Source organism: Streptomyces sp. NPDC001450, assembly GCF_053597295.1.
Genome location: NZ_JBSFHY010000004.1, coordinates 276,066 through 300,215, shown reverse-complemented (window position 1 = coordinate 300,215; position 24,150 = coordinate 276,066). Strand labels below are relative to the sequence as shown.

The window sequence follows — 24,150 nt, the reverse complement described above, 5'->3', positions numbered from 1 at the left end:
TAGGCGGTGAAGGTGGCCAGCAGCAGCGCCAGCACGGTGGTGATGCCGGCGACGACCAGACTGTTGAGCAACGCCCTCGTGAAGCCCTGGGACGGATCGAACACCGCCCGGTAGTTCTCGAACGACACGTGGGTGGGGAACAGCGAGGTGTCGAAGATGTCGGAGGTGCGCCGCAGGCTGGAGACCAGCATCCAGTAGAACGGGGCCAGGCAGTAGGCCACCACCGCGACCACACCCACGTACAGCAGCCGACTCCGCCATTTCGCCGTGCTGGTCATGCCGTCACCTCCGCACGGCGCAGCACCGTGATACGCCGACGCGTCTTCTTGCCTTCATTTCTGTGTGCGGCGCCGCCGACGAGATCGGCGCCGAGCAGCCGGACGAAGGCGAGCGCGATGAGGAACACGTAGAGGAAGAGGAGCACCGCGTAGGCGGAGGCCGGTCCGAAACGGACGTTGGAGGCCTCGTTCTGCGCGAGCATGGACAGGGTCTCCACCGAGTTCTTCTGCGCGCCTATGAGGATGTACGGCAGGTCGAACATCCGCAGCGCGTCCAGGCAGCGGAAGAGCACGGCCACCAGCAGCGCGGGCTTCACCAGGGGCAGGGTGATGTGCCAGAACTGCCGTGGGGCGCTTGCCCCGTCGATGCGGGCCGCCTCGTAGACCTCCTTCGGGATCACCTGCAGTCCGGCCAGCACGAGCAGCCCGATGAAGGGGGCGGTCTTCCACACCTCGGCGACGATCACCGCGACCTTGGCGTGGAAGCCTTCGGTGGTCCACAGGATCTGGTGTCCGATGACGGCGTTGGCGATGCCGTTGCTGTTGAAGATCCACCGCCACAGCAGGCCGGAGATGGCCGTGGGCACCGCCCAGGGCACCAGGATGCCGGCCCGCACCAGGGCCCGGCCCTGGAACGCCTTGTGCATGATCAGGGCCATGGCCACACCGATCACCGTCTCCAGTCCCACGGTGACGACGGTGAAGAAGGTGGTGTTGGAGAAGGCGTTCCAGAACCGGTCCCCAGCCGGGCCGAAGATCTCGCTGTAGTTCTTCAGCCCGACGAACGGCTCGCTGGTGCGGATGAAGCCGGTCTTCGGGTCCAGCCCCTTGGTCCCGTACAGCGACTCCTTCAGCGCCATGATCGTCGGATAGAGCACGACGATCGACAGCACCAGGAGCGTCGGGGACACCAGCAGTGCCGCCATCCGCCCCGAGCCCGCGGTCGCCTTGGTCCGCGTGCGCCGGCGGCTCGACGGCGTGGGGGGCTGTCCCGAAGGACTGCCGGCTGCGCTGACGGGCTCGTGCGCGCCGGTTTCGGGCGGGGTCTTGGTGTCGGCCATGGCCCCGCTCCTCACTGCGCCGTGGACTTCTGCAGGTCGTTCTGCAGGTCCTTCAGCGCCTGCGCGCTGCTCTTGCTGCCGGTCAGAGCGGCGTAGGCCTCCTGCTGGATCGCCGATGTCACGTCGCCGTACTGCACGACGCGCGGACGCGGCACGGCCCGCAGGATGGACTGCTTCAGGACGGGCAGGTACGGGTACTGCTTGACCAGCGATGCGTCGTCATACAGGTCCGCGTACGGCGGGGCGAGGGAGGCGTCCTTGAGGAACGTGCTCGCGCTGTCCTCGCTGCTGAAGAACTTCATGAAGTCCAGGGCCGTGGCCTTGTTCTTGGCGAAGGACGACAGGGCCAGGTTGTGTCCGCCCAGGCTGGAGGAGCCGGGTCCGTTCAGGCCGGGCAGAGGTGCGACCGCGAACTTGCCCGCCACCTTTGCCTTTTGGGCCAGGGAGTACACGTACGGCCAGTTGCGCAGGAATATCAGCTTCCCGGACTGGAACGCCTGACGGCCGTCCTCCTCCTGGTAGGTGATGGCCTCCTTGGGGATCGTGCCGTCCTTGACGGAGCGGGCGAGGAAGTCCAGGCCCTTCTTCGCGTCGGCGGTGTCGACGTCGGGCTTGCCGTTCGCGTCGGTGACGACACCGCCCGCCGAGTTCACGGCCTCGGCGAAGTTCACCGTCAGGCCCTCGTACTTCTGGAACTGGCCGGCGTAACAGGACATGTCCTTGGCCTCGGGCAGCTTCTTCACCTTGGCGCAGTCGGCCGTCATCTCCGACCAGGTGGCCGGAGGCTTGGTGACTCCGGCCTTCTTCAGCAGGTCGGTGCGGTAGTACAGCACTCCGCCGTCCGAACTGGCCGGGGCCGCGTACAGGTTGCCGCGGTACTTCGCCGTCTCCACCACCGGCTTCAGCATGTTCTGCAGCGGGAACTGCTTCTCGGGCAGCCGGTCGATCCACTGGTGGGCGGCGAACTCCGACGTCCACACGACGTCGAGGGAGAGCACCGTGTAGGCGTCGGACTTCGTCTCCGCGTTCTGGATCATCTGCTGGCGCTGCGAGTCCGCGTCCGTCGGGAGCTGGATGAAGGTGACCTTCTCCTTCGGGTGCAGCTTGTTCCAGCGGGCGATGACCTTCGGGACGACGCCGGAGGTGTCCTTGCCGGCCACGTACGTGATGGGGCCACGGCCCTGGAACGACGTGCTCCCGGCCTGTTCCCCTGAGCCGCTGCCCCCGGACGAGCCGCAGGCGCTGAGGAGGAGTCCGGCGGTGGCGAGCGTTGCCGAACACTGAAGGGCTCTGGTGGTCCTGTTCTTCACTGTCTTTCTCCTGGTCGTGCGGAAACCGAAGCGTGGCTGACAGTGCTGTCACGACGTTGCGGGAATGAAAAGTGCTGGTCAATGAACCAAGAGGTGGCTACACAGAAACAGGTTCGATCCCGCCGAGACAACGCTTGCACGCTAGGAGTGCACCTGTGGGAAGTCAATCCGTAACTTGCCAGTAACACAGACGGATTTAGATGAACCGCACACGTTATTTACGTAGCAAATCGGCACAAAGGTTCCGTATCGCATCTCGTGACAGCGCTGTCACAAGGCACTGAACAGACAAGCGGATCTGTGCTAACTTCCGCCCATGTCATCCGCTCAACGGCTCCCCACGATGGCCGACGTCGCCGAACGGGCAGGGGTTTCCCCATCCACCGTCTCGCGCACCCTGCGCGGCCTGCCCACCGTCTCGCCGGAGGTCCGCGCCCGGGTCGAAGAGGCCGCTCGCGAGCTGAACTTCGCGGTCTCGCGACAGGCCGCGAGTCTGGTCACGGGCAGGACCGGGGTCGTGGCCGCGCTCGTGCCCACGCTCAACTCGTGGTTCATGGGGTCGGCACTGTCCAGCCTGGGCCCGCTGCTGCGCACGGCCGGCATGGAGCTGACCGTCTACGTGATACCCGACATGACCGAGCGCACCGCGTTCTTCGAGCGCCTCCCGGCTCGGCGGAACGCCGACGCGCTGGCGGTGTTCGGGTTCGACCTCACCGAAGAGGAGACCGTGCGGCTGGACGATCTCGGCATGCCGGTCATCTATGTCAGCCAGCACGCCGAAGGGCGCCCAAGCGTGTACGTCGACGACGTGGACGGAGCCTGCAAGGCCACCCGACACCTGCTCAACCTCGGGCACCGCAGGATCGCCTTCGCACCGACCCTGGGCGCCAGCGGCTTCTGCTTCAGCTCGCGCGAACGACTGCTCGGCTACCAGCAGGCACTCACCGAAGCAGGCATCCCACTGGACGACGACCTGGTGGTCACCATGTCGTTCGAAGACAAACGGGACATCATGGAGGGGGTCGGGAAGCTGCTGAGCCTGAGGGAGCCGCCCACTGCGATCTTCGCCGAGATGGATGAACTGGCAAACGCCATCATCTACTTCTTGCGTAAGGCCCAGATCCAGGTGCCCGAGCGAATCTCCGTCATCGGTTTCGACGACCACCAGATAGCCCAGTGGGCAGACCTGTCCACGGTCGCCCAGTCGCCCTCGGACATGGGCCGCCTGGCCGGCGAACTGGCCCTGAAGCTCATCCATGAATCCGACGCGGACCACAGGCAACACGTCGTCCTCCCCACGCACTTGATTCCCCGAGCCACCACAGCCCCGCCCCCCACCCCGCGGAGCGAGCGCCAGGGCGCTTCCGAAGGTCGGCACATCTGAAAGCCAGTCGCAGACGAGGGGGACACATGGATCAGCAGCGCGCGGTTCCCTGGCACGAGGCCACCTGACTCAACGAGCCCCGGCACATACAGACCGACGGACCCGATCTTCTGGTCACCGCCCGCGCCCGCAGCGATTTCTGGCGCACCACCAGCTACGGCTTCATACGCGACGACGGACACGCCCGGCTCCACGACTTCCCCCGAGACGGCCGGGGCGGGTTCCGGCCGTCTGCCGGCGGACGAGTCCGGCCCGATTGCTTCCCTGGCAGGGCACGTCCGCCGTCTCGTGCTCCAACCGGCGTCACGCCCGGCTGCCACGGCGCCGGCGCCGGCAGCGAGGGGCCTCAGGGGAGGAGTCAGGCGCGGTGCTGGAGACGCACTGCGAGGGCCGGGCACTGGTTGACGGCGCGGCGGGCGCCGTGCTCCTGCCAGGGGGCGACCGGGATGGTGGTGGAGGTGGGGTAGCCGTGCGGACCGAGGCGAATGAGGTCGGGGGCCAGCACGGCGCACAGACCGTGGCCGGTGCAGCGGGACCAGTCCACCTCCAGCCGGGCGTCCTTCGCGGGCGGGAGGGGCAGTACGCCGCGCACGGGACGGCCGCAGCCAGGGCCGGACAGGTGGGCGTCGACGTCCTCGGAGAAGACGTCCAGTGCGGTGAGCAGGAAGCGGGCCGTGCCGTCCGGGTGCGAGCAGGCGCCACCGCCCTGGGCCGCGCCGAGGGCACGCCGGGCGTCCTCCAGCACCGCGGGCTCGGCAGCGCCGGCGGCCAGCACGGCCAGGGCCTCGGCGGCATCGGGCAGTCCGCGCTTGCACGGTCCGCACTGGCCGGCGGACTCGGCCGCCAGCCAGGCCGCGACCCGGGCGGTCTCGCCGAGCGGGCAGGTGTCGTAGGGGAGCGCGACGATCGCGCCCGCGCCAAGGGTTCCGCCGAGGCCGGCGAGTCCGGCGCGGGAGAGCGGCGCGTCGATGGCGTCCGACGGGGGCAGCCAGGCGCCGTGGTAGCCGCCCACCAGCACTCCAGCGCCCGGCTGGAGGCCGCAGGCGTCCAGTACCGGGCCCAGCCGGGTGCCGGTCGGGACCTCGACCACCAGCGGATCGGTGCCTGGCCGGTTGACGGTGAGCAGGATCGTGCCGGGTTCGGCGGCGGCGCCGACGGCGGTGTAGGAGTCAGGTCCAAGCCGGACCGCGACGGCGAGTTGGGCCCAGGTCTCGGCGTTGGAGAGCAGCGTCGGACGGCGACGCACCCCGCCCGTTCCGCCGTCGGCCGCGCGGGCCTTCAACGGCGCCGGGACCACCGGCAGACCGTTGATGCCACGGATCAGGGCGCCGGATTCGCCGGAGACGAAGCGGTCGGGCAGGCATATGGTCCGGGCCGGGCAGGGAAGTTCGCGCTCGGCGAGGGCTGCCGGGACCGAAATCTCGCCGGGACTGCCCGCGGCGACGCCGATCACGATCTCCTCGGCGCCGAACGCGGCGGCGGCCAGGCAGGCGCCGTCCAGTACCAGATGCGGCGTACGGGCGAGCAGCATCTTGTCCTTGGCGCTGGCCGGTTCGCCTTCCGCGCCGTTCACCACGACGACCGGCGGCGCGCCCGTGCGGTCGGCGATGGCGAGTGTGGCCCGGGCCTTGCGGGAGAACGGGAAGCCGGCGCCGCCGCGGCCGGACAGGCCGACGGCTTCGGCCAGGGCGAGCAGACCCTCCCGGTCCGGTTGGCGGAGGGGCGGGTGGACACGGGTGTGGGCGGCGTGGTCAAGGCGCTGGTGGCGGTCCAGGCCGGCGGTCAGCCGGGCCGAGTCCAGCCAGCGCACCTCGGGCAGCTTCAGCGGGGCGTCCTTCATTCGCCGCCCCCTGACTGGGCCAGGCGGAGCGGCTGCGGCCCTGACCTCGCGGCGTGCTTGGGCTGTCCGGACAGGCCGGCACTCCGTGCGGACCAGCGAGCCGCCGTCGTCGGTGCCGCGGGCCGGGCGGCCCAGGCGATCGGGCGGGCGCCGGTGCCGGGCCGGGCGGACCGGGTGGTCAGGGCGGCCAGCGCGGCCGGGCGGACAGCAGCGGGCCGATACGCCTTGGCACCGCGCCGGCGCCGGCGCAGGGTCCGGTGGCGGCCCAGGTGGGAAAGGACGCGGACCAACAGTGCGAGCGCCACCAGGGCCGTGCACAGGCCGTACCCCCAGAGCACCCACGGGTGCGCCTTGCGCCCCGCCGTCAGACCGTGCGCCAGTGAGACCGGCCAGCAGACGTACGCCATCGAGTGCAGCACCCGCCACAGCCAGGGGCGGCGGCTGCCGGCGAACCGGCCGCGGAGCACACCGGTGGCCGTGATCAGGACGAGCAGGTCGGCGGCGATGGTGCCCAGGCTCACCGCGAGGGCGGCGCCGCCGGTGAAGGGGACCACCGCGCTCTGCGGAGCGGCGTGCCGCTCGACGACCTTGACCGCGATGTGGGTGACCAGGAAACCGAGCGCCGCGACGGCACTCGCCCGGTGCACCGACTGCACGGCCACCCGCAGACGCGCGGTCAGCACCAGCCGGTCGGTGGCGGCGAGCCCGCACGTCACCACGGCAGTCAGCGAGAGCAGGGTGAAGACGCCGGCGAAGTAGTCCAGAAAAGCCATCGTCCGGCCGACTGCTCCGGTCGGCGCGGCGCCCACCGCAGGATGGACGAGCAGGACGACGCTGGACATGGGGCACCTTCTTCCTTGCGCTCGGGTCACGCAGCCAGGCCGTGGCGGGGCCGGATCGGGATTCCGAATGCCCACGTCGGGGAAGCGCACCGCCGGGGAGTGTGGCGTCGGCGGCACTACACGACAGCGCCCATCGTTAGCTCGCACCCCAGCCCAGTGCCAAACGGTCAGATACGGCCCACGACCGTAGCGACACCCGTCATCGGCGCCGGTTTCCCGGGCGCCGGTGGCAGTTTGTGGTCCACGACCGTGCCTAGTAGATGCCGAGAGCGGCGTGACCAGGCTCACCCGCGCAGGAGGCCGGCCCCAGCCTGACAACTTCGTCCATCGGTGCGCCATTTGCCGAAAAGTTTCCGAGGGGCGATACCGAGAGCGAATGAAGTGGTGCTTTTCACACGGGACGCTCACTGACGGCGGAATCTCCGTGCGAAGCGCCATCTCAACACAGGATTCAGAGGACATTCAGAGGTTGCCCACGGAACCGGCCCTTTCGGCTTCGCAAAGAGAACATTTCATGGCATCCCCTCTGTGTTTGCCTTCCTGAAGTCGCCGATCGGCCGTGCGCATTCGTGTAGCGTCTGCCGCCAGCAGCGCGCTGCCTCTGCTGGGGGTGGGGAAATCATCCGCAGGTGGTTCGCCCTCGAGGGCATTGGTGTCATCGCCTGCGTGAGCGCACTCCGAGTGCGGGGGCGGCCCCGAACGGCCGACACATCCTGTGCGTTCCGTGGGCATGTCGATGCGAGGAGCTCACAACATGCTGAGGGACAAGGTGCCAGAAAGGCGCAGTCCTGCCGTCGCCGGATTGGCCAAGTGGCTGATCGTCGCCGTGACGGTGGTCGGTGCCACCGCGCTCCTGGCTCCCGAGGCCGTCGCTGCCGCGCCGCCGATACCGGGATCACCGTTGGACGCGTACCGCGAGCACGTGCCGTACGACACGGGTGTGCACAAGATCGCGAGGCTGGCCGCGCTCATCGCCTACGTGCTGATGGTCTCGACAGTCGTCCTGGGGGTGATGCTGAGGCTGCGGTTCATGCAGCGCGCCGTCAACAGGGCCACGTTCTACGGCGCCCACATGATGCTGGCTCTCTCGGCGATGATCTTCGGGGGTATCCACGGTCTGACGTTCCTCTACCAGCCGATCTGGCGGATCGGGTGGGCCCAGCTGACGCTGCCCTTCTTCGGCGGTGTCCAGCGCGTCCCGGTGGGCATGGGCATCCTCGGGACGGAGCTGGCGATCGCCGTGGCCTGCTCGGTGTGGCTGCAGAACCGCCTGGGCTACCACCGCTGGCTGCGGGTCCACCAGTTCGCCTACGTGTCCTTCGCCCTGATCTGGCTGCACGTCTTTCTGGTCCACCCGGAACCGCGCCACCTGAACCTGGTGGCGGTCGGCGTGGCGGCGGGTGCCGGCACGGTGCTGGTGGCCTTCCTCATCCGCGTCTTCCCCTCGCGCTCCAGGCTGCGCCAGCGGGCCTTCCCGAGCGGGGCCGGAGCCGCCAGGTGAACCATCCTCATACCGGGCATCCTGGGGAGCAGTTCTGGCCCACGGCACCGGGACACCGTCATGGGGTCGTGCCGTTCGTTCCCCAGCAGGCCCAGCCAGGCGGTGCGCACCCGGCCCGGCAGGCCCCGGCCAAGCTCCCGGCCGCCGAAGCGCTTCCCGCTGAGTCGTTCGATCTGCCACGCCCCGTGCTGGTCCCGGAGGACGAGCCCGTCCGGATCAGCGTGGACAACAACCGCTGCCACATCTACGGGATATGCCAGCAGGAGGCACCCGAGGTCTTCCGGATCTCCGAGGGCGGCTCGCTGCACTACACCCGTGCCGTTCCGGCGGAGTTCGCGGCCAACGCGCGCCAGGCCGCGCGCTGCTGCCCCATGCAGGCCGTCAAGATCGAGGGTGGTCGTACCCGCACCTCCGGGTCCGCCGGCGAAAGTCCTCCCGGACGTTCCCTGCGCAGTGGAGCGTCAGCGCGCGCAAGCCGCAAACGGATCGTCGTCGCCGGCGCGGGACTGGCCGGCCTCAGCGCGGCGAGCCGGCTCCGAGAACGCGGCTTCGACGGGGAACTCGTCATCGTGGGCGAGGAACCACACCGCCCCTACAGCCGCCCACCCCTGTCCAAGCAGTTCCTTTCCGGCGAACTCGCAGCGGAGCAGATGACGTTCAGGGCAGAGGAAGCGCTGGACGCCCACTGGCTGCTGGACACCAGGCTGGTCGGCCTCGACCTCTACGGGTCGGCCGTGCACCTGCGGGGCGGCGAGCGGCTCCCCTTCGAAGGTCTGGTCGTGGCCACCGGGGTGGATGCCAAGCGCCTTCCCGAAGCTCCGCTCTTCAGCGATCGCATCCGCACGATTCGCACACTGGAGGACGCCGCCGCGGTACGGCGGGCGACGGATGCCGCGCACGCCCGCCACGTGGTGATCCTGGGCGGCGGATTCGTCGGTTGCGAACTGGCCTGCACACTCCGCGACCGCGGCTTGGACGTCACCATCGTCGTGCACAGCGCACCGCTGCTGCGCCGGGTCCTCGGCGAGCGGGTCGGTGCCGTGGTGGGCGATATCCAGGGCAGGGCGGGGGTCGACGTGCGGCTCGGCACACGGATCACCGACTGGCAGGACCACGGCGACGTACTCCGGCTGCGCCTGGACGACGGCGACGTGATCGACGCGGACTTCGTCGTCCTCGGCCTGGGCAGCGAACCGCGCACGGAATGGCTGCGCGACAGCGGACTGGACGTCTCCGACGGTGTGCTGTGCGCTCCCACCTGCCACACGATCGACCACTGGGGGAGGCCGACTCCCCATGTCGTCGCCGCAGGCGACGTGGCCCGCTGGCCCAATCTGCGCTTCGACGCCGAGCCGCGCCGGACAGAGCACCTCATCCACGCCGTGGAGATGGGCCAGCACGCCGCGGACGCGCTGCTGCGCGGCCCGGACCGCGCCGCCCGCTTCGCACCGGTCCCGCGCTTCTGGTCCGAGCAGCACGGCACGCGCATCCAGGCCGTGGGAATCCCCTCTCTCGGAACCGAGGTGGAGATCACCGAGGGGTCGCTGCGCTGCGAGCGCTTCGTCGCCCGCTACACCCGTGAGAGCGCCCACGGCCCGCAGATCGTCGCAGCCGTCGCGTTCGACATGCCCCTGGAACTTCTCGACTACCGCGACCAGATCGGCCGATCCCGTCCGCGCTCGCGGGCCCTGAACAGAAGGAGCAGACGATGAGCCGAGGCGGACGTTCACGTGGCCGCCGCTCCGGGCGTCCGCCGTCCGGCGGGCTGTTGCCGTGGGCGCTGAGCCTGCCCGCCCGCCTGCATCTGCGCTGGCTGGTGATCCTCGTGGTGACCGCGGCGGTGATGGGCGCCTACGCCAGAGTGCTGGTCACCGCCGCACCGATGCCGCCGAGCAAAGCACCGGCCGCCCCGGCGGCGGGCGTGGACGACTCCGGCTCCGACGCCCCGAGAGCAACAAGAGCCCCAAGTCGGAGCGACACAAGGCAATAAGGTGATGCCCCGCCTCTGGTGGGCCAGTTCACCAGAGTGGCGCCCTGCTCGGCTGCCGCGTCGGCGCCCCCTGGCCGAGCTTCCGCAGCACCTCGGCGATGTTGGCCCGGTACGTCCGCAGCGCCTGCAGCCCAGCGGCGTAGCGGTCGCGATGCCGCGTGATGTCCGCGGCCTGCTTCTGCGCCCGTACGGCGTGCCAGAGCTCGGCCGTGTGGTGGCGGCGCTTGCACGTGACGTCCGCGACGGCGGTGGCTCGCTCCCGCTGCGTATGCCGGGTGTTCCCGCTGCTGTCCCGCTGCCAGGCGTGGTCCGTGTACGCTGCGACGGGGTCGGGATAGCGGGTGAATCCTTGCCCTGTCACACAGCGGGACCACAGATCCCAGGCCGCGCGCAGGCGTGGATCGCGCTTGACCGCTTTGCCGACCTCGATCGCCCGTCTGCTTGCGTAAAGCCAGTCCCGCTTGAGGTCTATGCCGTGCATCAGCCGCCGATTCGCCTGGTCGTTGCAGGAAGGCCAGTCCGAATACTCGGCGTTGGTCATGCGCCGGCCCGTCGGCCGGGGGTCCGGGTGCTTTGCAGGGTCCCAGCCGTAGCCCCAGCGGCGGGCGCTGTCGAGATCGAGGGCGCCGTAGTCGGTGCCGACCGCGGTGGCGACGACGGGGTCGCTGGGGTAACGGGGGTCGAGCGGGAAGTCCGGGTGGCCGCGGTCCGCCATGCACTGCCGGATCAGTAATGCCGATGCCCGGTGGGATCGCTGGTAGTCCTGCGGTGTGTAGTCGTAGCGGTCGGCCGGCAGCGGGCCGAGGTCCGACGTCGTGCGGATGACCTCCGGGGGTTCTGGGCCGGAGGCGCAGAACGCCGCCAGCACTGCTGCCACCGCCACGGCACCCAGCCGCCACCCCCGCCTCGCCATGGCCAGGGATCCTAGCGTGTGGCATGCACGCGGTCGGCCGCCGCCCTCAGCGATTCGTCCACGCATGCCGAGCACTCCAAGCGACGGAAGCCTCGATGAGGTCACACCTGTCGAGCAGGTTCACAGCTCGTGGCCCGGTAGCCGCCGGAGTGCACCTGGTCTCCGGCTGGGGCAGGTAGCGCGTTCATGAGGTCGCGGAGGCAGGTGCGTGGGCATGGTCGGCGCGCGGCGACACCGACAGATACAGCCGCTGCTGTACTTGGCGGACGCCGCGGGCTTACCGCTCCGTCCACGGGAGTTGCCACGGATGCGGCCGCGGGCGTATACCCGGCCGCCCCGGTGCAGGTCCGTGTGGCCGTGGTCGAGGGGATGGTCCTTATCGGCGAGACTCAGCGGGCGCGCAGTGCGGCGAGCGTGGCGTCGAGGTCGGCTGTGCGGGGCCGGTTGTGCGGCAGCTTGCCGAGCATGGCCGCCATGCCGCAGGTGTTGGTGAGGGCGGAGAAGACGAGGCCGCCCGCGATGCCGGCCGAGAGCAGTTGGAAGGCCGGGTGCACGAGCAGACCGAGGACCAGCCCCAGGAGCACCAGCGCGCCCGCGGTGAAGCGGACCTGCCGTTCCATGCTCCAGCGGGCCCGGGTGTCGCAGGCCGCGGGCTGGTGCAGGTCGTGCCCCTGCGCGGCCCACCCCGTGGTGCCGCCCGCGAGGGTGGCGGTCGGGATGCCCTGCTCGGCCAGGAGCTTGCAGGCGTTCTCCGAGCGGGCGCCGGAAGCGCACACCACGAGGACGTCTCCGCGCCCGGCCGCATGCCGGATCTCGGGCAGCGCGCGGCGGATGTGGTCCAGGGGGATGTTGAGGGCGCCCGGCAGGTGGCCGGAGGCGTATTCGCCGGGGGTGCGGACGTCGATGACGGTGAGTTCGTGGAGTCGCTCGCTGGCCTGGTCGGTGCCGAGCGTGCTGGGGGTGAGGGGGCTGGTCATGAGAGCTGTCATCCTTGTCGGTCTTGTTGGGCGTCGACGTTCCGGAACGGGACGTACAGTACCCCGGGGGGTATAGGTGGAGGAGTGGTCGTGGAACTGGAGCTCGAGGACAGGTCCCTGAAGGCCGTGCTGAACGGACATCGAGGCGGGTAGGAAGAGAAGAACGGGGAGGACGTGGAGGCGATGCGCGCGCGGGTGGAGAAGCTGTTCCTGTCACTCGCGTAGGAGCTCCGAGGGTCCGGGGTGCTCATGCGACCGCATCCAGCAGCATGAAGCCGGCCACCCCGAGCAGGCCGAGGGCGAAGACGCGCCGCAGGGTGTCCCCGGGCAGCTTTGCCGACAGGCGCTTGCCGTCCCAGGCACCCAGGATCGCCGCCCCGGCGAACGGCCCTATGACGGCCCAGTCCAGGCCACTGGCCGTTCCGGCGCGCATGGCCAGCGCGCCGAGCGAATTGATGGTGATGACCAGCAGGCTGGTGCCCACCGCCGCCCGCATCCGCATGCCGAGAACGTTGACCAGTGCCGGTACGGCGAGGAAGCCGCCGCCCACGCCGAGTACGCCGGTGACCGCGCCGAGCCCGGCACCGGCGGCCGCCGCCCGGACGGGCCGCACCGGCGCGGCGGTCTCCGGCGCCGGGCGGGGCCGCAGCATGCGTATCGCGGCAACCGCCGCGACCACGGCGAAGGACACGGCCAGTGCGGCTGCCGGCAGGCGACCGGCGAGCGCTCCGCCCAGCATCGCCGGGCCGATTCCCGCCGCCGCGAACAGCAGCCCCGTACGCCAGCGGACATGGCCGTCGCGGGCGTGCGCGGACAGCGCGGTGGCGGAGGTGACGGTGACGATGACCAGACTTGCCGTGGTGGCCGCGACCGGGGTGAAGCCGAGCAGGTAGATCAGGGCGGGCACGGCCAGTACGCTGCCGCCGCCCCCGAGCGCACCGAGGGCCAGGCCGATGACGGCCCCGGCGATCAGAGCGAGGATCACGGCACTCATGCGACGGTCCCCTCTCTGCCGTGCGCGTCCACCACCGGCAGTCCGGAAACGGCCCAGTCCCGCATGCCACCGATCACGTCGACGGCCTCCACGCCCCTGGCGTGCACCAGTTCGGCCGCCCGCTGCGAGCGGCTGCCCGATGGGCAGATGACGACGACGGGCCGGGCCTGTGCCGCAGCGGGCAGCCCGGCACCGGCGGTGAGCGCCGTCAGGGGCAGGTGTACGGCGCCGGGAGCGTGTCCGGCCTGCCACTCGTGGGGTTCCCGCACATCGAGCAGCAGGGCATCACCGCCCCGTCCGGTGGCATGCCCGGTGCGGAGGGCGGCCTCCTGCACCGTCACCCGCCCCAGGCCGCTTCCGCTGCGTCGAAACAGGCTCGTCATGGTTCTCGCTCCTGGTCCTCTTCGGTTCTCGGGCCCCGGTCAGGGGGTGCTGACGGTGAGCCCGGCCTTCTCGGCCGAGTCGAAGGAGTCGTCCACGGCCACTACTTCCCGGCCGGCCGCATCCAGCAGGGATGCGGCGATGGCGGCGCGCATACCGCCCGCGCAGTGCACCCAGACCTGGCCCGCGGGGACCTCGTCGAGACGGCGGTGCAGGGTGTGGACGGGGATGTGGACCGAGCCTTCGATGAAGCCGGTCGCCCGTTCGGAGGCCCGGCGGACGTCCAGGACGACCACGCCGTCCGCGGCGCGCGCCGCGAGGTCGGTGAAGGTGGCCCTTGGGAAGGAGACGAGGGCCTCGCCGTCCCGCACCCAGTCGGCCGGCTCGCCGGTGGCCGCGGCGGCCGGCCGGTCGATGCCGACGCGGACCAGCTCGCGCTGGGCGGCGGCGAGTTGCCCGGGCGACTCGGCGAGCAGGGTCACCGGCTTGCCCCAGGGGATCAGCCAGGCCAGGTAGGTGGCGAGCTGCCCCTCGACCTCGAAGTTGAAGGAACCCGCGAGGTGGCCTTCGGCGAAGGCGACGCGGTTGCGCAGGTCGACCACCCACTCGCCGGCGGCCAGGCGGGCGGCGATCTCCTCGGCGTCGGCGACGGCGGGCGGGGTGAGGTCGACCGGTGCGGGTCCGTCGGCGTTGGCCGGGCCCATGTGGGCGTAGTAGGCGGGGATGTCGTCCAGCCCGGCCAGCAGGTCCGCGACGAAGGTGTCCACGTCCCGGGTGAGTGCCTCGTTGGCCGCCTTTTCCTTGCCGATCGTGGTGGACTCGCCCTCCGTCTGGGAGGAGGAGCAGAAGCTGCCGAAGCCATGGGTGGGCAGCACCGCCGTCTCGTCGGGCAGCTCGGCGGCCAGCCGGTGCGCGGAGGCGTGCTGGGCGCGGGCGAGGTGCTCGGTCAGCCGCGGTTCGACCAGGTCGGGCCGGCCGACGGTGCCGATCAGCAGCGAGCCGCCGGTGAACACCGCGACCGCCGCGCCGTCCGCCTCCAGGACGTAGGAGGTGTGGTGCGGGGTGTGACCGGGGGTGGCCAGCGCTCGCAGGGCCAGTCCGGCGGTGGCCTCGATCTCCCAGCGGTCTCCGTCGTGCACGGGTACGCGCTCGTAGGAGACGCGGGCTGCGGCGGGAACGAGATAAGCCGCTCCCGTGACCTGCGCCAGCTCGAGGCCGCCGGTGACGTAGTCGTTGTGGACGTGCGTCTCGACCACGTGGGATATCCGCACTCCGCGCCGCGCCGCAGCCGCGATCACCTGCTCGATGTCCCGCGGCGGATCGACCGCCACCGCCGTCCGCTCGCCGCCGGCCAGATAGCTGCGGTTGCCGAGGCCAGCGATCTCAAGGGTGTCGATGAAGAACACGCGATGCTCCCGTCCAGTGAAGAATTACCCCAGGGGGTATATGTGGACGGTAACATTAATACCCCCAGGGGTATTCCGAGGGGCATGGAAGACCCTGTGAAGCAGCTCACGGATGACTGGCCCAGCGGCTGGACACCCGTCAGCGCCAGGCAAGCGGACAGGAAAGGCCGACCCCATGCGTTACGACCGCACGGTGCACCTCGACACAGACTTCGCCACCGCCGTCACCCGGGTTCGCGAGGCCCTCGCCGACCAGGGCTTCGGCATCCTCACCGAGATCGACGTCACCGCCACCCTCAAGGCAAAGCTCGACCAGGACATGGAGGACTACGTCATCCTGGGCGCCTGCAACCCGCCACTGGCCCACCGGGCCCTGGAGGCCGACCGCACCATCGGCCTGCTGCTGCCGTGCAACGTGGTCGTCCGAGCCGACGGCGACCGCACCGCCGTACAGGCCCTCGATCCGCAGACGATGGTGGCCCTGAGCGGACTCGACGTCCTCCGTCCGGTCGCCGAGGAGGCAACCCGCCGCCTCGACGCTGCTCTGGCCTCCCTCACGGGGACCGACGCGGAACAAGGACGCTGACCGACGCATGCCCGACCCGGCCGGTTCCCCACGGCGCCCCGCGTTCCAGCCCTCGCGTGGAGAGGCCCCGCCCGCGCGGGCCGGTTGCAGGTAGGTGGCGATCCGGCGGGAGAGGCGTTCGATCTCGGTGCGGGCGCGGCTCATGGTGGCGGTGCCCGCGCATGCTGGTCATGGCCGGCCCCGGTCGGTGTGGAGGGCCAGACGGGGGCAGGCGGCGACGGCTCGGCGGGCGTGGGTGCGCAGCTGGTCGGGTATGGCCCGGCCTTTCAGGACGGGGTAGCCCCATTCGTCGAGGTCGATCAGTTCGGGGAGGAGTTCGGCGCACAGGCGCTCGCCGGTGCAGGCGACGCGGTCGATGCGCAGGCTTCGGGTGCGGGTCATCGCCATGTCTCCGGGGGTGTTGCGGCTGGTACGGGGATGCGGGGTGGCCGGTGGGCGGCGGGGCAGGGGCCGTGGGTGAGGTGGTGGTCGACGTCGTCCGCGAAGGCGCGCAGGGCGGAGGCGGCGAGGCGGGCGGCGCCGTCCGGGTGGCGGCAGGCGCCGCGGTCGGGGAGCAGACCGGTGCGACGGCGCAGGCGGGGCAGCAGGCCGGGGTCGGACCGTCCGGTGGCCAGGGCGGTGAAGTCGTCGGCCACGGCGGGCAGCCCGAGGCGGCAGGGGCCGCACTGGCGGGCGCTGTGGGCGGCCAGGTGGACGAGCATCCGCGCCGTCTCGCTCACCGCGCAGGCCGCTCGGGGCAGCGCGATGAGGACCCCGGCGCCGCGGGCCGCACCCAGCGGGGCGAGGTCGCGCCTGGCGAGGGGCGTGTCCAGATGTGCCGTCGGGAGCCAGGTGCCGGCGAAACCGCCGAGCAGGACCGCCCGCAGGGATTCGGCGGGTCCTCCGGCACGGTCGAGGATCGTGGTGACTGGTGTGCCGAGCGCCACCTCCAGGACACCGGGGTCGGCGACGGCGCCGGAGACGGTGACGAGCGTGGTGCCGGGCTCGTCCGGGGTGCCCGTCTGCCGGTACCAGTCGGGTCCGTAGCGGGCGATGAGGGCGAGATGGGCGAGGGTCTCGGCGTTGTTCACCAGTGTGGGCTGCCGGCCGACGCCGCGCTCGTGGGTGCGCGGCGGGCTGCCCTGCGGGCGGGCCGGACCTCCGTTGAGCCAGCGCACCAGCGAGGTCGACTCACTGGAGACGTAGGTGTGGGGAAGGGTGTGCAGACGCAGCCGGACCCGGTCGAGGCGTGCGCGGCGGCGCTCGTCCAGGGCCGCACTCACCTGCTGGTACTGGGCGCCGCGGTCGCGGGGCACGCACACGTGGACGGTGTCCGCGCCGACCGCGGCCGCGGCCAGCACGGCGCCGTCGAGCACGAGGTGGGGTGCGACGGCGATGAGGAACTGGTCCTTGCGGCTGGCCGGTTCGCTCTCCATGGCGTTGACGACGACCACGGCGCGGCCACGGCGTTCCGCCACCGCGCGCAGCTTGCGGGCGGTGGGAAAACCGGCGCCGCCGCGGCCGGTGAGGCCGGCCGCCTCGACCGCCTCCACCAGCGGCATCGCCCCACGACTGCCGAGAACTGCGGTGACGGGGGTTCGCCCGTAGCGCCTGAGGTGGTCGTTCAAGGTGGCCGGTCGTCCGCTGGCGTACCAGTCCGCCAGCAGCCGGGCTTCGCCGGGAGCCGCTGAGAGGCGGAGGGGCGTGAGGGGCGCCGTGCTTGAGGAGTTCATCGTCCGCCTCCCAGGAAGACCGTTGTGGCGGCCGCGCGCTGGTCCCAGCCGGGCTGCAACGGGCCGGTGGCGAGGAACGCGCCGAGCACGACCGGTACGGCGGCTGCGGCTGTGGCGGCCAGCAGGCGCCCGGTGATGCGCCCCGGGCCGGCCTTGGCCAACCGCCACCAGACGGCGGCGACCACCGTGCTGAGACATCCGGCGTAGAGCCACAGTTGGAGGGGGAGCCGGGTGTCGGTGCCGGTGCCGGCGCTGTGGAAGAGAGCGAGGGGCCAAGTCGCGTACGCCAGCCAGTGCACGGCCTTCCAGCGGCGCACACCCAGGCGCTGCCGCAGGGCGCTGGTGATGAGCACGGCGAGGAGCAGGTCGAGCGAGGCCGTGCCCAGCCCGAGCCAGAGCGGCCGGTACGAGGCCCCGAACGGCACCACGGCCACCGCCCACCCCAGGTGGACGAACGGATCGAGCACCGCGGTCACGATGTGCAGGGCGAGGAACACCAGCGTGAGCAGGGACAGGTTGCGGTGCAGCAGCGCGATCTCGAACCGGCCGATGCGATGGGGCGCGGCGCGTCCGCCGGAGGCGATGCCGAATGCCACGGTGGCGGTGAGCAGGACCAGGGTGATGGTGCCGCCCGCGCGGCTGGCGTACCACAGCGGGCTGCCGGTCAGGGCCAGGGTGGTCATGGTGAGCCTCCTGGTGCGGGAGCGTGGGAGTCGGGCGGCCAGCCGCCGAGCCGTACGACCTGGCCGTCCAGGCCGACCAGCCGGGCGGGCAACGCGCTGCCGCGCAGCCAGTCGACGGCCCGGTCGCCCAGCACGATCGCCGCCGTGCTCGCGGTGTTGGCGTCCACGCAGGTGGCCGCGGCGACGGTGACGGTGCGCCAGACGGCGGTGGCCGGTTCGCCGGTGGCCGGGTCGACGATGTGGTGCAGGGTGCGTCCCGCGCGCCGCCAGGTCCGCACGCGGATGCCGGAGGTCGCCAGCGCGCCGCCGGTGATGGCGACGGCGGGGCCGTGGTCCGTGGCGGGCCGGGCATGGTCGTCGGCCAGGGCGATCCGCCAGCCGCCCTCGGGTACCGGTCCGGCGGTTGCGAGGTCGCCGCCGAGGCTGACCAGGACTCCGCAGCCGGTGGCCGATGCGGCGTCGCGGGCGGCGCGGTCTGCGGCGAGGGCCTTGGCGGTCGCGCCCAGGTCGAGGTGCGTGTGTGGGGGCAGGCACAGCCGTCGGGTGTGGGGGGCGAAGGTGATCCGACGCCATCCGGGGACCGCTTGAGACGTCGGCAGCGGGCGGACGTCGTCGGGGCGCACCGAGACGAAGGTACGGTCGTAGCCGAGCGCGGCCATCGCGCGGCCGACGGTGGGGTCCACGGCTCCGTCGGTGACTTCCGCTGCCCGCAGAGCGGCCAGGAGGGCCTCGGCGAAGCATTCACTGACCGTCGTCGGCGTACCCGCGCCGAGGTTGATCCGGGTCAGTTCGGAGTCGGAGCGGAAACGGCTGCACGTGCGATCGACGGCTGCCAGTTCAGCGCGCAGGATCACTTCCGCGGCGGGCAGGGCGCGTGGCTCGGTGACGAGCAGAGCGGCTGTGGTACCGAGGGCCGGGAAGCTGACCTCGGCAGGGGACGGCCGCGGGGTACCCGTGATCATGACGCCCCCGTGGTGGTGTGCGGCTTCTGCTGGGTGGAGGCGGGTGGCTGGGCCGGCGGCTGCGGTGCCGGCCGGGTGACGGCCGCTGCCTCGTCCTCGTCCGAAGCGTCCCCCTCGTCGTCTCCCCTGGTTGTGGCGGATGACGTCGGCGGGCTCTGCCCGGATGGAGCCGACGGCGCGGGGGAGGGCGAACTCCCGGGAATCAGGTGGGTGTAGAGGCCGCCGAGTGCGGCCGTCGCGGCCACGGCGGTGACGGCGAGCCACCGGGTGAGACGGCGGGTCCGGCGCAGTCCGCGATCGCGTGCACGGGGGGAACCGGTCGGGGGGAGGGGCTGGTCGAAGTCGTCGGGTGAGGGTGCCATGGCAGCGGCTCCTGGTGATTCGGCGGCCCGGATCGGCTGCGTGCCCTTTCAGGCTGTGACGGCGGCATCCAGGAACTCGCTCACGTCTCTTTCAGGACTGGTAAAGATCTCGGTCGCCGAAGAGCAGCCCGTCACCTGTCCGGCAGTCGGTTACCCGCCCATGAACGACCCGAGTCGCCCGCCCGAGTCAGCCTTCCCGCCACAGCGGCAGGTCCAGCACGACGGTCAGCCCTCCGCCTGGCGTGTCCTCCAGACGTGCCGTTCCGCCGTTGGCGGTGACCAGGCGGTGGACGATGGCGAGTCCCAGCCCGGTGCCCTTGGCCTCTGGGTTGCCGAACCGGTGGAAGGCGACCGCCTTCGCCTCGGCACTCATCCCCGGGCCGTCGTCCTGCACGCGCACGCGGGCCAGTCCGCCCACCGCTGTGTGGTCGAGGGTCACGTGACCGCCTTCGGGTACCGCGTCCACGGCGTTGGCGATCAGGTTGTCGAGGATCTGCTCCAGGTGGCCCGTACCTAGCGCGGCGGACAGGGCCGGCCCCTTTGAGGCGGTCAGCCGTACGCCGCGTTCCTCGGCCACCGGCGACCAGGCCGCCACTCGCTCGGCGATCGCCTCGTCGACCCGGACGGGGACGGGCCGGGGCGTCGTCTGCTCGGCACGCGCCACGGCCAGCAGCCCGTCGACCAGCCGGGACAGCCGGGCGATCTCCTCCTGGGCGCAGGCCAGTTCCTCGGCGGTGTCGCCTTCGGCCCCGGCGGCGAGGATGTCGAGCCGCAGCCGCAGCGCCGCCAGGGGGGTGCGCAGCTGGTGGGACACGTCGGCGAGCACGGCCCGGTGACCGTGCACCAGGGCCTCGGTGCGGGCCGCCATGGTGTTGAAGGTGGCGGCCAGCCGGCGTACCTCCGGCGGTCCGCTGCCGACCTCGGCCCGCTCGTCGAGGGCGCCCTCGCCCAGCCGCTGGGCGGTGACGTCCAGTCTCGACAGCGGGCGGCTGACCCAGCGGGCGAGACGGACGGACAGCAGCACGGAAGCGGCCAGTCCCACCGCGCCGATCGCTGCGGACCAGCCCCAGATGGCGGCGATCCGGGCGTCCAGCGGGGTAGCGGATCGGGCCAGGACGACCGCGCCGGAGGGGCTGCGGACCTCACCGGCCGGCTCCGCGGTCAGCAGCCGGCCCTCGTTCTCCGGCGGCTCCGGTTCATGTCCGGCCAAGACCTCCTCCACCAGTTCCTCCGCCTCCTGGCCCTGGGCCGCTGTACAGGGCGTACTGGCCACCAAACGCGCGGAGGCGTCGTACACGGCCGCGCAGTCCCCCGCCCGGGCGGCGGCATCCAACTCCTGGCGCATGCCGGCGGCGGGCTTGTGGTCGGAGAGGTGTTCCTCGGCCGCCGCGGCGATCACCCGGGTGGCCGCCCGCTGGCTGTCGCGGAAGGCGACACGCTCGCGGGCCGTCATCGACACCGCGAGCGGTACGACCGCCAGCACCAGGAGCACGGAGGTCAGGACCAGGAGCGTCCAGGCGATCCGGCGGGTCACGACCGTTCCCGGGACTCCTGGACCGCCCCGAGCCGGAACCCGTGCCCGTAGACGGTTTCGATCAGGCCCGGCACGGCGAGCTTGCGGCGCAGCGCCGCGATGTGCACGTCCACCACCTTGGTGGGGCCGTACCAGTGGGCGTCCCACGTCCGATCCAGGATCTGCTGTCGGCTCACCACCCGGCCGGGGTCGGCGGCCAGGCACTCAAGGATGCCGAACTCCTTCGGTGTCAGCGCGACGCGACGCCCGTCGACCGAGACCTGCCGGGTGCGCAGGTCGAGCGCCAGCGGGCCATGGCGAAGAATCTCTGCTTCCGCGGGGCGCCGACGGCGCAGCACGGCCCGGATCCGTGCGAGCAGCTCGGCCAGCCCGAACGGTTTGACCAGGTAGTCGTCGGCGCCCTCGTCCAGGGCCAGCACCCGGTCCGCCTCCTCGCCCCGGGCGGTCACGGCGATGATCGCGGCGTCCGACCGCGCCCGCAGCCTGCGGCACACCTCGACGCCGTCGATGTCGGGCAGCCCCAGATCGAGCAGCACGACATCGGGGCTGGGCGCCGACAGCGCCGCCCGCCCGGTCCGGACGCCCTCGACCGCGTATCCGGCCTGGCGCAGACCGCGTACCAGGGACTCCGCGATGCCGCGGTCGTCCTCGACGACCAGCACCCGCGTCTGCCCGGCCATGCCCGCGACCTCGGCGCTCATGCCTGCCACTCGCCTCCCTGGCGGTGAGACCAGCTGTCCGTACGCGACATCCAGCCTGCTCCTCGCACCGGGCGCGACGGCAGGGCCGTTCGTCCCTGGACCGTGCTGTCCGGACCACCTTGTCGTGCATGCACACGATCGATCAGAAGGCAGCCGGACGACGCAATCTTCGAACTCGCCGGACCGCCCGGCGATGACGCCGATCCGTTCGCCCTCGTGATCGACGAGGTCGTAGAAGAGGTGGCGGTGGCCAGGGCAACAGGACCGGCGTCGGATCCTGGGAGACAGTGGGGATTGAGGAGGTGACGCCGATGATGCGCACCAGGTCCTGCGGCGTGTGGCATCTGTGTCTGTTCCCCGACGTCCCCAGCCGTCCGAGACGGTTCGACGGCGACCGATGGGTGGCACGCGCCGTGCTCAGGGAGCCTGGAGGCTCGCCTTGAGTCCCCCGGTTGTGGTGGGAGTCGACGGCTCGCCTTCCGGCTTGGAGGCTGCGGCGGTCGCGGCACGTGAGGCGCGGTTTCGCGGGTGCGGGCTGAAGGTGGTGCACGCGCTCGTGTGGCCGGCCATGGAGGTGCCGCTCGGGCCGGACGAGGAAGGGCTGCGGTACGCGGCCGGACAGCTGGTGGCCGAGGCGGTGGAGCATGCGCGCTCGGTGGCCCCCGGCATCGAGGTCGGCAACGCGGTGGTCACGGGTGCGCCGCTGACGGTACTGGAGGCCCAGTCGCGCACTGCGGCACTGCTGGTGGTCGGCAGCCGGGGCCTGGGGGGATTCGCGGGGCTGCTGCTGGGGTCCACGGCGGTCCATCTCGCCGCACACGGCCGCTGCCCGGTCATGGTGGTGCGTGACCGTCCCGACGGGACCGGCCCGGTCCTGCTCGGCGTCGACGGCTCACCAGCCGGAGAAGCCGCCGTCGAGTTCGCCTTCACCGAAGCCGCCCTTCGCGGCACCGGAATCGTGGCCCTGCACGCGTGGACGCCGTGGAGCGTGCCGGTTTCTCCACCACCGGATCCCTCCGAGCCCTACGCGCTGGCTCCCGGCGTGCTCGCGGAGGGCGAGAGGCGCCTGCTGGCGGAAGCGGTCGCCGGCTGGCAGGAGCGGTACCCGGATGTCCCGGTCGAGCACACGGTGGTCCGCGGCGGTGCCCGCGAGGCGCTCATCGAGGCGAGCGCACGCGCCGGACTGCTGGTCGTCGGTGCCCGGGGCCGCGGCGGGTTCACCGGTCTGCTCCTCGGCTCGGTCAGTCAGGCGGTCCTGCATCACGCGCACTGCCCGGTCGCGGTCGTACGAGGCTCCCGTGGCCGGCGATGAGGCTGCCAGGGCGCCTGGGCAAGCCTCTGGTTCTGCGGCGGACGCGCGTCACGCGCCGGTGGCCCGGCCTCTTGAGCGGTTCGGCCCCGATCCTGCGTCAGTTCCACCATCCGCTGTTCTACGTCCTGCCCGGCCGTGGGCGCCGTCACGGCCGCGTTGGGCGAGTACGTCGACTCTGCGGTGATCTTCGGTGTGGAAACACCCCAGCGATGCGGCTGATGGCCCCCGATGCGCCGAGTGGCACGTTGGCAGAGGCTGGGAGGGAGGCCGGACAGGCAGGCAGCAACGGCCGTTCGACAAGGAGGCGCGGCGATGGCTGAACCGGTCGTAGTGGGAGTCGACGGCTCACCGTCCAGCTTCGAAGCGGTCGGGACGGCGGCACGCGAGGCCGCACTACGCGGGACCGGCCTGCGGCTCGTGCACGCCTTCGGGTGGCCCTCGATCCACCCGCCGCCCGGTGTGCCGCCCTGGACCCCTGCCGCGGTGGGGGAGCGCGAGCTGGTGGACGGCACGCTGGCCAAGGCCGAACGGCGGGCCCGTGAGGTCGCGCCGCACCTGGACATCGCCCGCGAGGCCGCCGTCGGTGAGCCGCTGATGGTGCTGGAGATCGAGTCGCGTACCGCCTCTCTCGTCGTGGTGGGCAGCCGCGGCCTGGGCGCGTTCGGCAGCCTGCTGCTCGGCTCCACCGCACTGCATCTGGCCGCCCATGGCCGTTGTCCAGTGCTCGTGGTACGGGGCAGGCCGAACCCGACGGGGCCCGTGCTGCTGGCGGTGGACGGCTCACCGGCGGGCGAGAAGGCCATCGAGTTCGCCTTCGCCGAGGCGGCCGTGCGCGATGCGGACTTGCTGGCTCTGCACGTGTGGAACACCTGGAACGAACGGGCCTACGAAGGGCCCGGCGACCCATTGAACATGGTGGTCGACATCGAGCGGCTGCGTGCGCAGGAGCAGCAACTGCTGGACGACACCCTGTCCCCGTGGCAGACCCGCTATCCCCAGGTCGCTGTGGAGCGGCGCCTGATGCGCTCTCGGGTCCGCATGGCCCTGATCGACGCAAGCCACGACGCGCAGTTGGTCGTGGCCGGCGCGCGCGGACGCGGTGGTTTCACCGGCCTGCTGCTCGGCTCGGTCAGCCAGGCACTGCTGCACCACGCACACTGCCCTGTCACAGTGGTTCGCGGTGACGAGTGACCACGCTGTCCTGCCCGTTGGGGTTCGGTTGTCCGGAAGACGAGGAAGGCTTCGTGGACCGCGCCGCGTTGTCCCCGCTGTATGCACAAGAGGCGGAGGTCGTGGCTCCGTTGAACTCCGTGATCAAAGACGTTGTGCATGGCCTCCAACCGGGAAGTCCCACGCCGCCTACCTGCGCGGCAGCTCAGGTCGCGGCCCGGGAGCAGCCGACCTAATCTGTGGAGGGGGGA

At 71.6% G+C, this 24,150-nt stretch carries 23 protein-coding genes and 1 pseudogene; 7 read left to right on the top strand and 17 right to left on the bottom strand.

Translation table 11 applies throughout. The features are described from left to right. The 3 genes and pseudogenes from ACWC5O_RS06340 to ACWC5O_RS06330 form a co-directional block, all read right to left on the bottom strand. Positions 1–278: pseudogene (locus ACWC5O_RS06340) on the bottom strand (carbohydrate ABC transporter permease); the annotation flags it as partial. After that, the gene (locus tag ACWC5O_RS06335) at positions 275–1,339 is read right to left on the bottom strand and encodes a carbohydrate ABC transporter permease (protein ID WP_450582757.1); all 1,065 of its coding nucleotides are present in this window, start codon (positions 1,337–1,339) and stop codon (positions 275–277) included. The gene ACWC5O_RS06335 and the pseudogene ACWC5O_RS06340, both read right to left, overlap by 4 nt. An 11-nt stretch (positions 1,340–1,350) precedes the next feature. Beyond that, entirely contained in the window at positions 1,351–2,649 is a 1,299-nt protein-coding gene (locus ACWC5O_RS06330; protein WP_450582755.1) for an ABC transporter substrate-binding protein, read from the bottom strand. Between the two features lie 316 nt (positions 2,650–2,965). On the opposite strand from ACWC5O_RS06330, the gene ACWC5O_RS06325 reads away from it, so the two are divergent. Beyond that, positions 2,966–4,033: a LacI family DNA-binding transcriptional regulator gene (locus ACWC5O_RS06325; protein ID WP_450582753.1), complete on the top strand. Its 1,068-nt coding sequence runs from the start codon at positions 2,966–2,968 to the stop codon at positions 4,031–4,033. 358 nt (positions 4,034–4,391) lie between these two features. On the opposite strand, the gene ACWC5O_RS06320 is transcribed toward ACWC5O_RS06325, so the two are convergent. Both ACWC5O_RS06320 and ACWC5O_RS06315 read right to left on the bottom strand, forming a co-directional pair. Beyond that, a complete protein-coding gene (locus ACWC5O_RS06320; RefSeq protein ID WP_450582751.1) occupies positions 4,392–5,873 on the bottom strand; it encodes an NADH-ubiquinone oxidoreductase-F iron-sulfur binding region domain-containing protein in 1,482 nt (493 codons plus the stop codon). After that, positions 5,870–6,715 (bottom strand): hypothetical protein, encoded by an 846-nt coding sequence (locus tag ACWC5O_RS06315; protein ID WP_450582749.1) that lies wholly within the window; start codon positions 6,713–6,715, stop codon positions 5,870–5,872. The genes ACWC5O_RS06320 and ACWC5O_RS06315 overlap by 4 nt, the downstream gene beginning before the upstream one ends. A gap of 754 nt (positions 6,716–7,469) precedes the next feature. Here ACWC5O_RS06315 and ACWC5O_RS06310 point away from each other — a divergent pair. From ACWC5O_RS06310 to ACWC5O_RS06300, 3 genes are all read left to right on the top strand, one after another. Further along, positions 7,470–8,216 (top strand): ferric reductase-like transmembrane domain-containing protein, encoded by a 747-nt coding sequence (locus tag ACWC5O_RS06310; RefSeq protein ID WP_450582747.1) that lies wholly within the window; start codon positions 7,470–7,472, stop codon positions 8,214–8,216. Between the two features lie 68 nt (positions 8,217–8,284). Further along, positions 8,285–9,928, top strand: coding sequence for an FAD-dependent oxidoreductase (locus ACWC5O_RS06305; protein WP_450582745.1), 1,644 nt, complete (start codon positions 8,285–8,287; stop codon positions 9,926–9,928). Continuing rightward, positions 9,925–10,206, top strand: a complete 282-nt coding sequence (locus tag ACWC5O_RS06300) for a hypothetical protein (protein ID WP_450582743.1) — start codon at positions 9,925–9,927, stop codon at positions 10,204–10,206. Before ACWC5O_RS06305 ends, ACWC5O_RS06300 begins: the two co-directional genes overlap by 4 nt. Before the next feature lie 28 nt (positions 10,207–10,234). Here the strand turns inward: ACWC5O_RS06300 and ACWC5O_RS06295 are convergent, their stop codons facing one another. The 5 genes from ACWC5O_RS06295 to ACWC5O_RS06275 all read right to left on the bottom strand — a co-directional run bounded on the left by ACWC5O_RS06295 (position 10,235) and on the right by ACWC5O_RS06275 (position 14,877). Further along, positions 10,235–11,119 (bottom strand): hypothetical protein, encoded by an 885-nt coding sequence (locus ACWC5O_RS06295; protein WP_450582741.1) that lies wholly within the window; start codon positions 11,117–11,119, stop codon positions 10,235–10,237. A gap of 389 nt (positions 11,120–11,508) precedes the next feature. Further along, positions 11,509–12,096: a rhodanese-like domain-containing protein gene (locus ACWC5O_RS06290; protein WP_450582739.1), complete on the bottom strand. Its 588-nt coding sequence runs from the start codon at positions 12,094–12,096 to the stop codon at positions 11,509–11,511. A gap of 247 nt (positions 12,097–12,343) precedes the next feature. Further along, positions 12,344–13,090: a sulfite exporter TauE/SafE family protein gene (locus ACWC5O_RS06285; RefSeq protein WP_450582737.1), complete on the bottom strand. Its 747-nt coding sequence runs from the start codon at positions 13,088–13,090 to the stop codon at positions 12,344–12,346. Next, positions 13,087–13,473 (bottom strand): rhodanese-like domain-containing protein, encoded by a 387-nt coding sequence (locus tag ACWC5O_RS06280; protein WP_450582735.1) that lies wholly within the window; start codon positions 13,471–13,473, stop codon positions 13,087–13,089. Before ACWC5O_RS06280 ends, ACWC5O_RS06285 begins: the two co-directional genes overlap by 4 nt. A gap of 39 nt (positions 13,474–13,512) precedes the next feature. Continuing rightward, positions 13,513–14,877, bottom strand: coding sequence for an MBL fold metallo-hydrolase (locus tag ACWC5O_RS06275; protein WP_450582733.1), 1,365 nt, complete (start codon positions 14,875–14,877; stop codon positions 13,513–13,515). A gap of 175 nt (positions 14,878–15,052) precedes the next feature. On the opposite strand from ACWC5O_RS06275, the gene ACWC5O_RS06270 reads away from it, so the two are divergent. Then, a complete protein-coding gene (locus ACWC5O_RS06270) occupies positions 15,053–15,463 on the top strand; it encodes a DUF302 domain-containing protein (RefSeq protein ID WP_450582731.1) in 411 nt (136 codons plus the stop codon). A 168-nt stretch (positions 15,464–15,631) separates the two neighbouring features. On the opposite strand, the gene ACWC5O_RS06265 is transcribed toward ACWC5O_RS06270, so the two are convergent. The 7 genes from ACWC5O_RS06265 to ACWC5O_RS06235 form a co-directional block, all read right to left on the bottom strand. After that, positions 15,632–15,844, bottom strand: a complete 213-nt coding sequence (locus tag ACWC5O_RS06265; protein WP_450582729.1) for a ferredoxin — start codon at positions 15,842–15,844, stop codon at positions 15,632–15,634. Beyond that, on the bottom strand, positions 15,841–17,175 hold the full coding sequence (locus tag ACWC5O_RS06260) for an NADH-ubiquinone oxidoreductase-F iron-sulfur binding region domain-containing protein (protein WP_450582727.1): 1,335 nt from the start codon (positions 17,173–17,175) through the stop codon (positions 15,841–15,843). The genes ACWC5O_RS06265 and ACWC5O_RS06260 overlap by 4 nt, the downstream gene beginning before the upstream one ends. Then, positions 17,172–17,858, bottom strand: a complete 687-nt coding sequence (locus ACWC5O_RS06255; RefSeq protein ID WP_450582725.1) for a ferric reductase-like transmembrane domain-containing protein — start codon at positions 17,856–17,858, stop codon at positions 17,172–17,174. The genes ACWC5O_RS06260 and ACWC5O_RS06255 overlap by 4 nt, the downstream gene beginning before the upstream one ends. Beyond that, positions 17,855–18,820 (bottom strand): FAD:protein FMN transferase, encoded by a 966-nt coding sequence (locus tag ACWC5O_RS06250; protein WP_450582723.1) that lies wholly within the window; start codon positions 18,818–18,820, stop codon positions 17,855–17,857. Before ACWC5O_RS06250 ends, ACWC5O_RS06255 begins: the two co-directional genes overlap by 4 nt. Further along, on the bottom strand, positions 18,817–19,182 hold the full coding sequence (locus tag ACWC5O_RS06245) for a hypothetical protein (RefSeq protein ID WP_450582721.1): 366 nt from the start codon (positions 19,180–19,182) through the stop codon (positions 18,817–18,819). Before ACWC5O_RS06245 ends, ACWC5O_RS06250 begins: the two co-directional genes overlap by 4 nt. Positions 19,183–19,369: 187 nt before the next feature. After that, positions 19,370–20,716, bottom strand: a complete 1,347-nt coding sequence (locus ACWC5O_RS06240; protein WP_450582719.1) for a sensor histidine kinase — start codon at positions 20,714–20,716, stop codon at positions 19,370–19,372. Then, positions 20,713–21,417 carry a response regulator transcription factor gene (locus ACWC5O_RS06235; RefSeq protein WP_450582718.1) on the bottom strand — a complete coding sequence of 235 codons (705 nt, stop codon included), beginning with the start codon at positions 21,415–21,417 and terminating at the stop codon, positions 20,713–20,715. Before ACWC5O_RS06235 ends, ACWC5O_RS06240 begins: the two co-directional genes overlap by 4 nt. Positions 21,418–21,856: 439 nt before the next feature. Between ACWC5O_RS06235 and ACWC5O_RS06230 the strand changes: the two genes are divergently transcribed. Then, positions 21,857–22,729, top strand: a complete 873-nt coding sequence (locus ACWC5O_RS06230) for a universal stress protein (protein ID WP_450582717.1) — start codon at positions 21,857–21,859, stop codon at positions 22,727–22,729. Positions 22,730–23,041: 312 nt separating this feature from the next. After that, positions 23,042–23,920, top strand: a complete 879-nt coding sequence (locus ACWC5O_RS06225) for a universal stress protein (RefSeq protein WP_450582715.1) — start codon at positions 23,042–23,044, stop codon at positions 23,918–23,920. Positions 23,921–24,150: the final 230 nt, after the last annotated feature.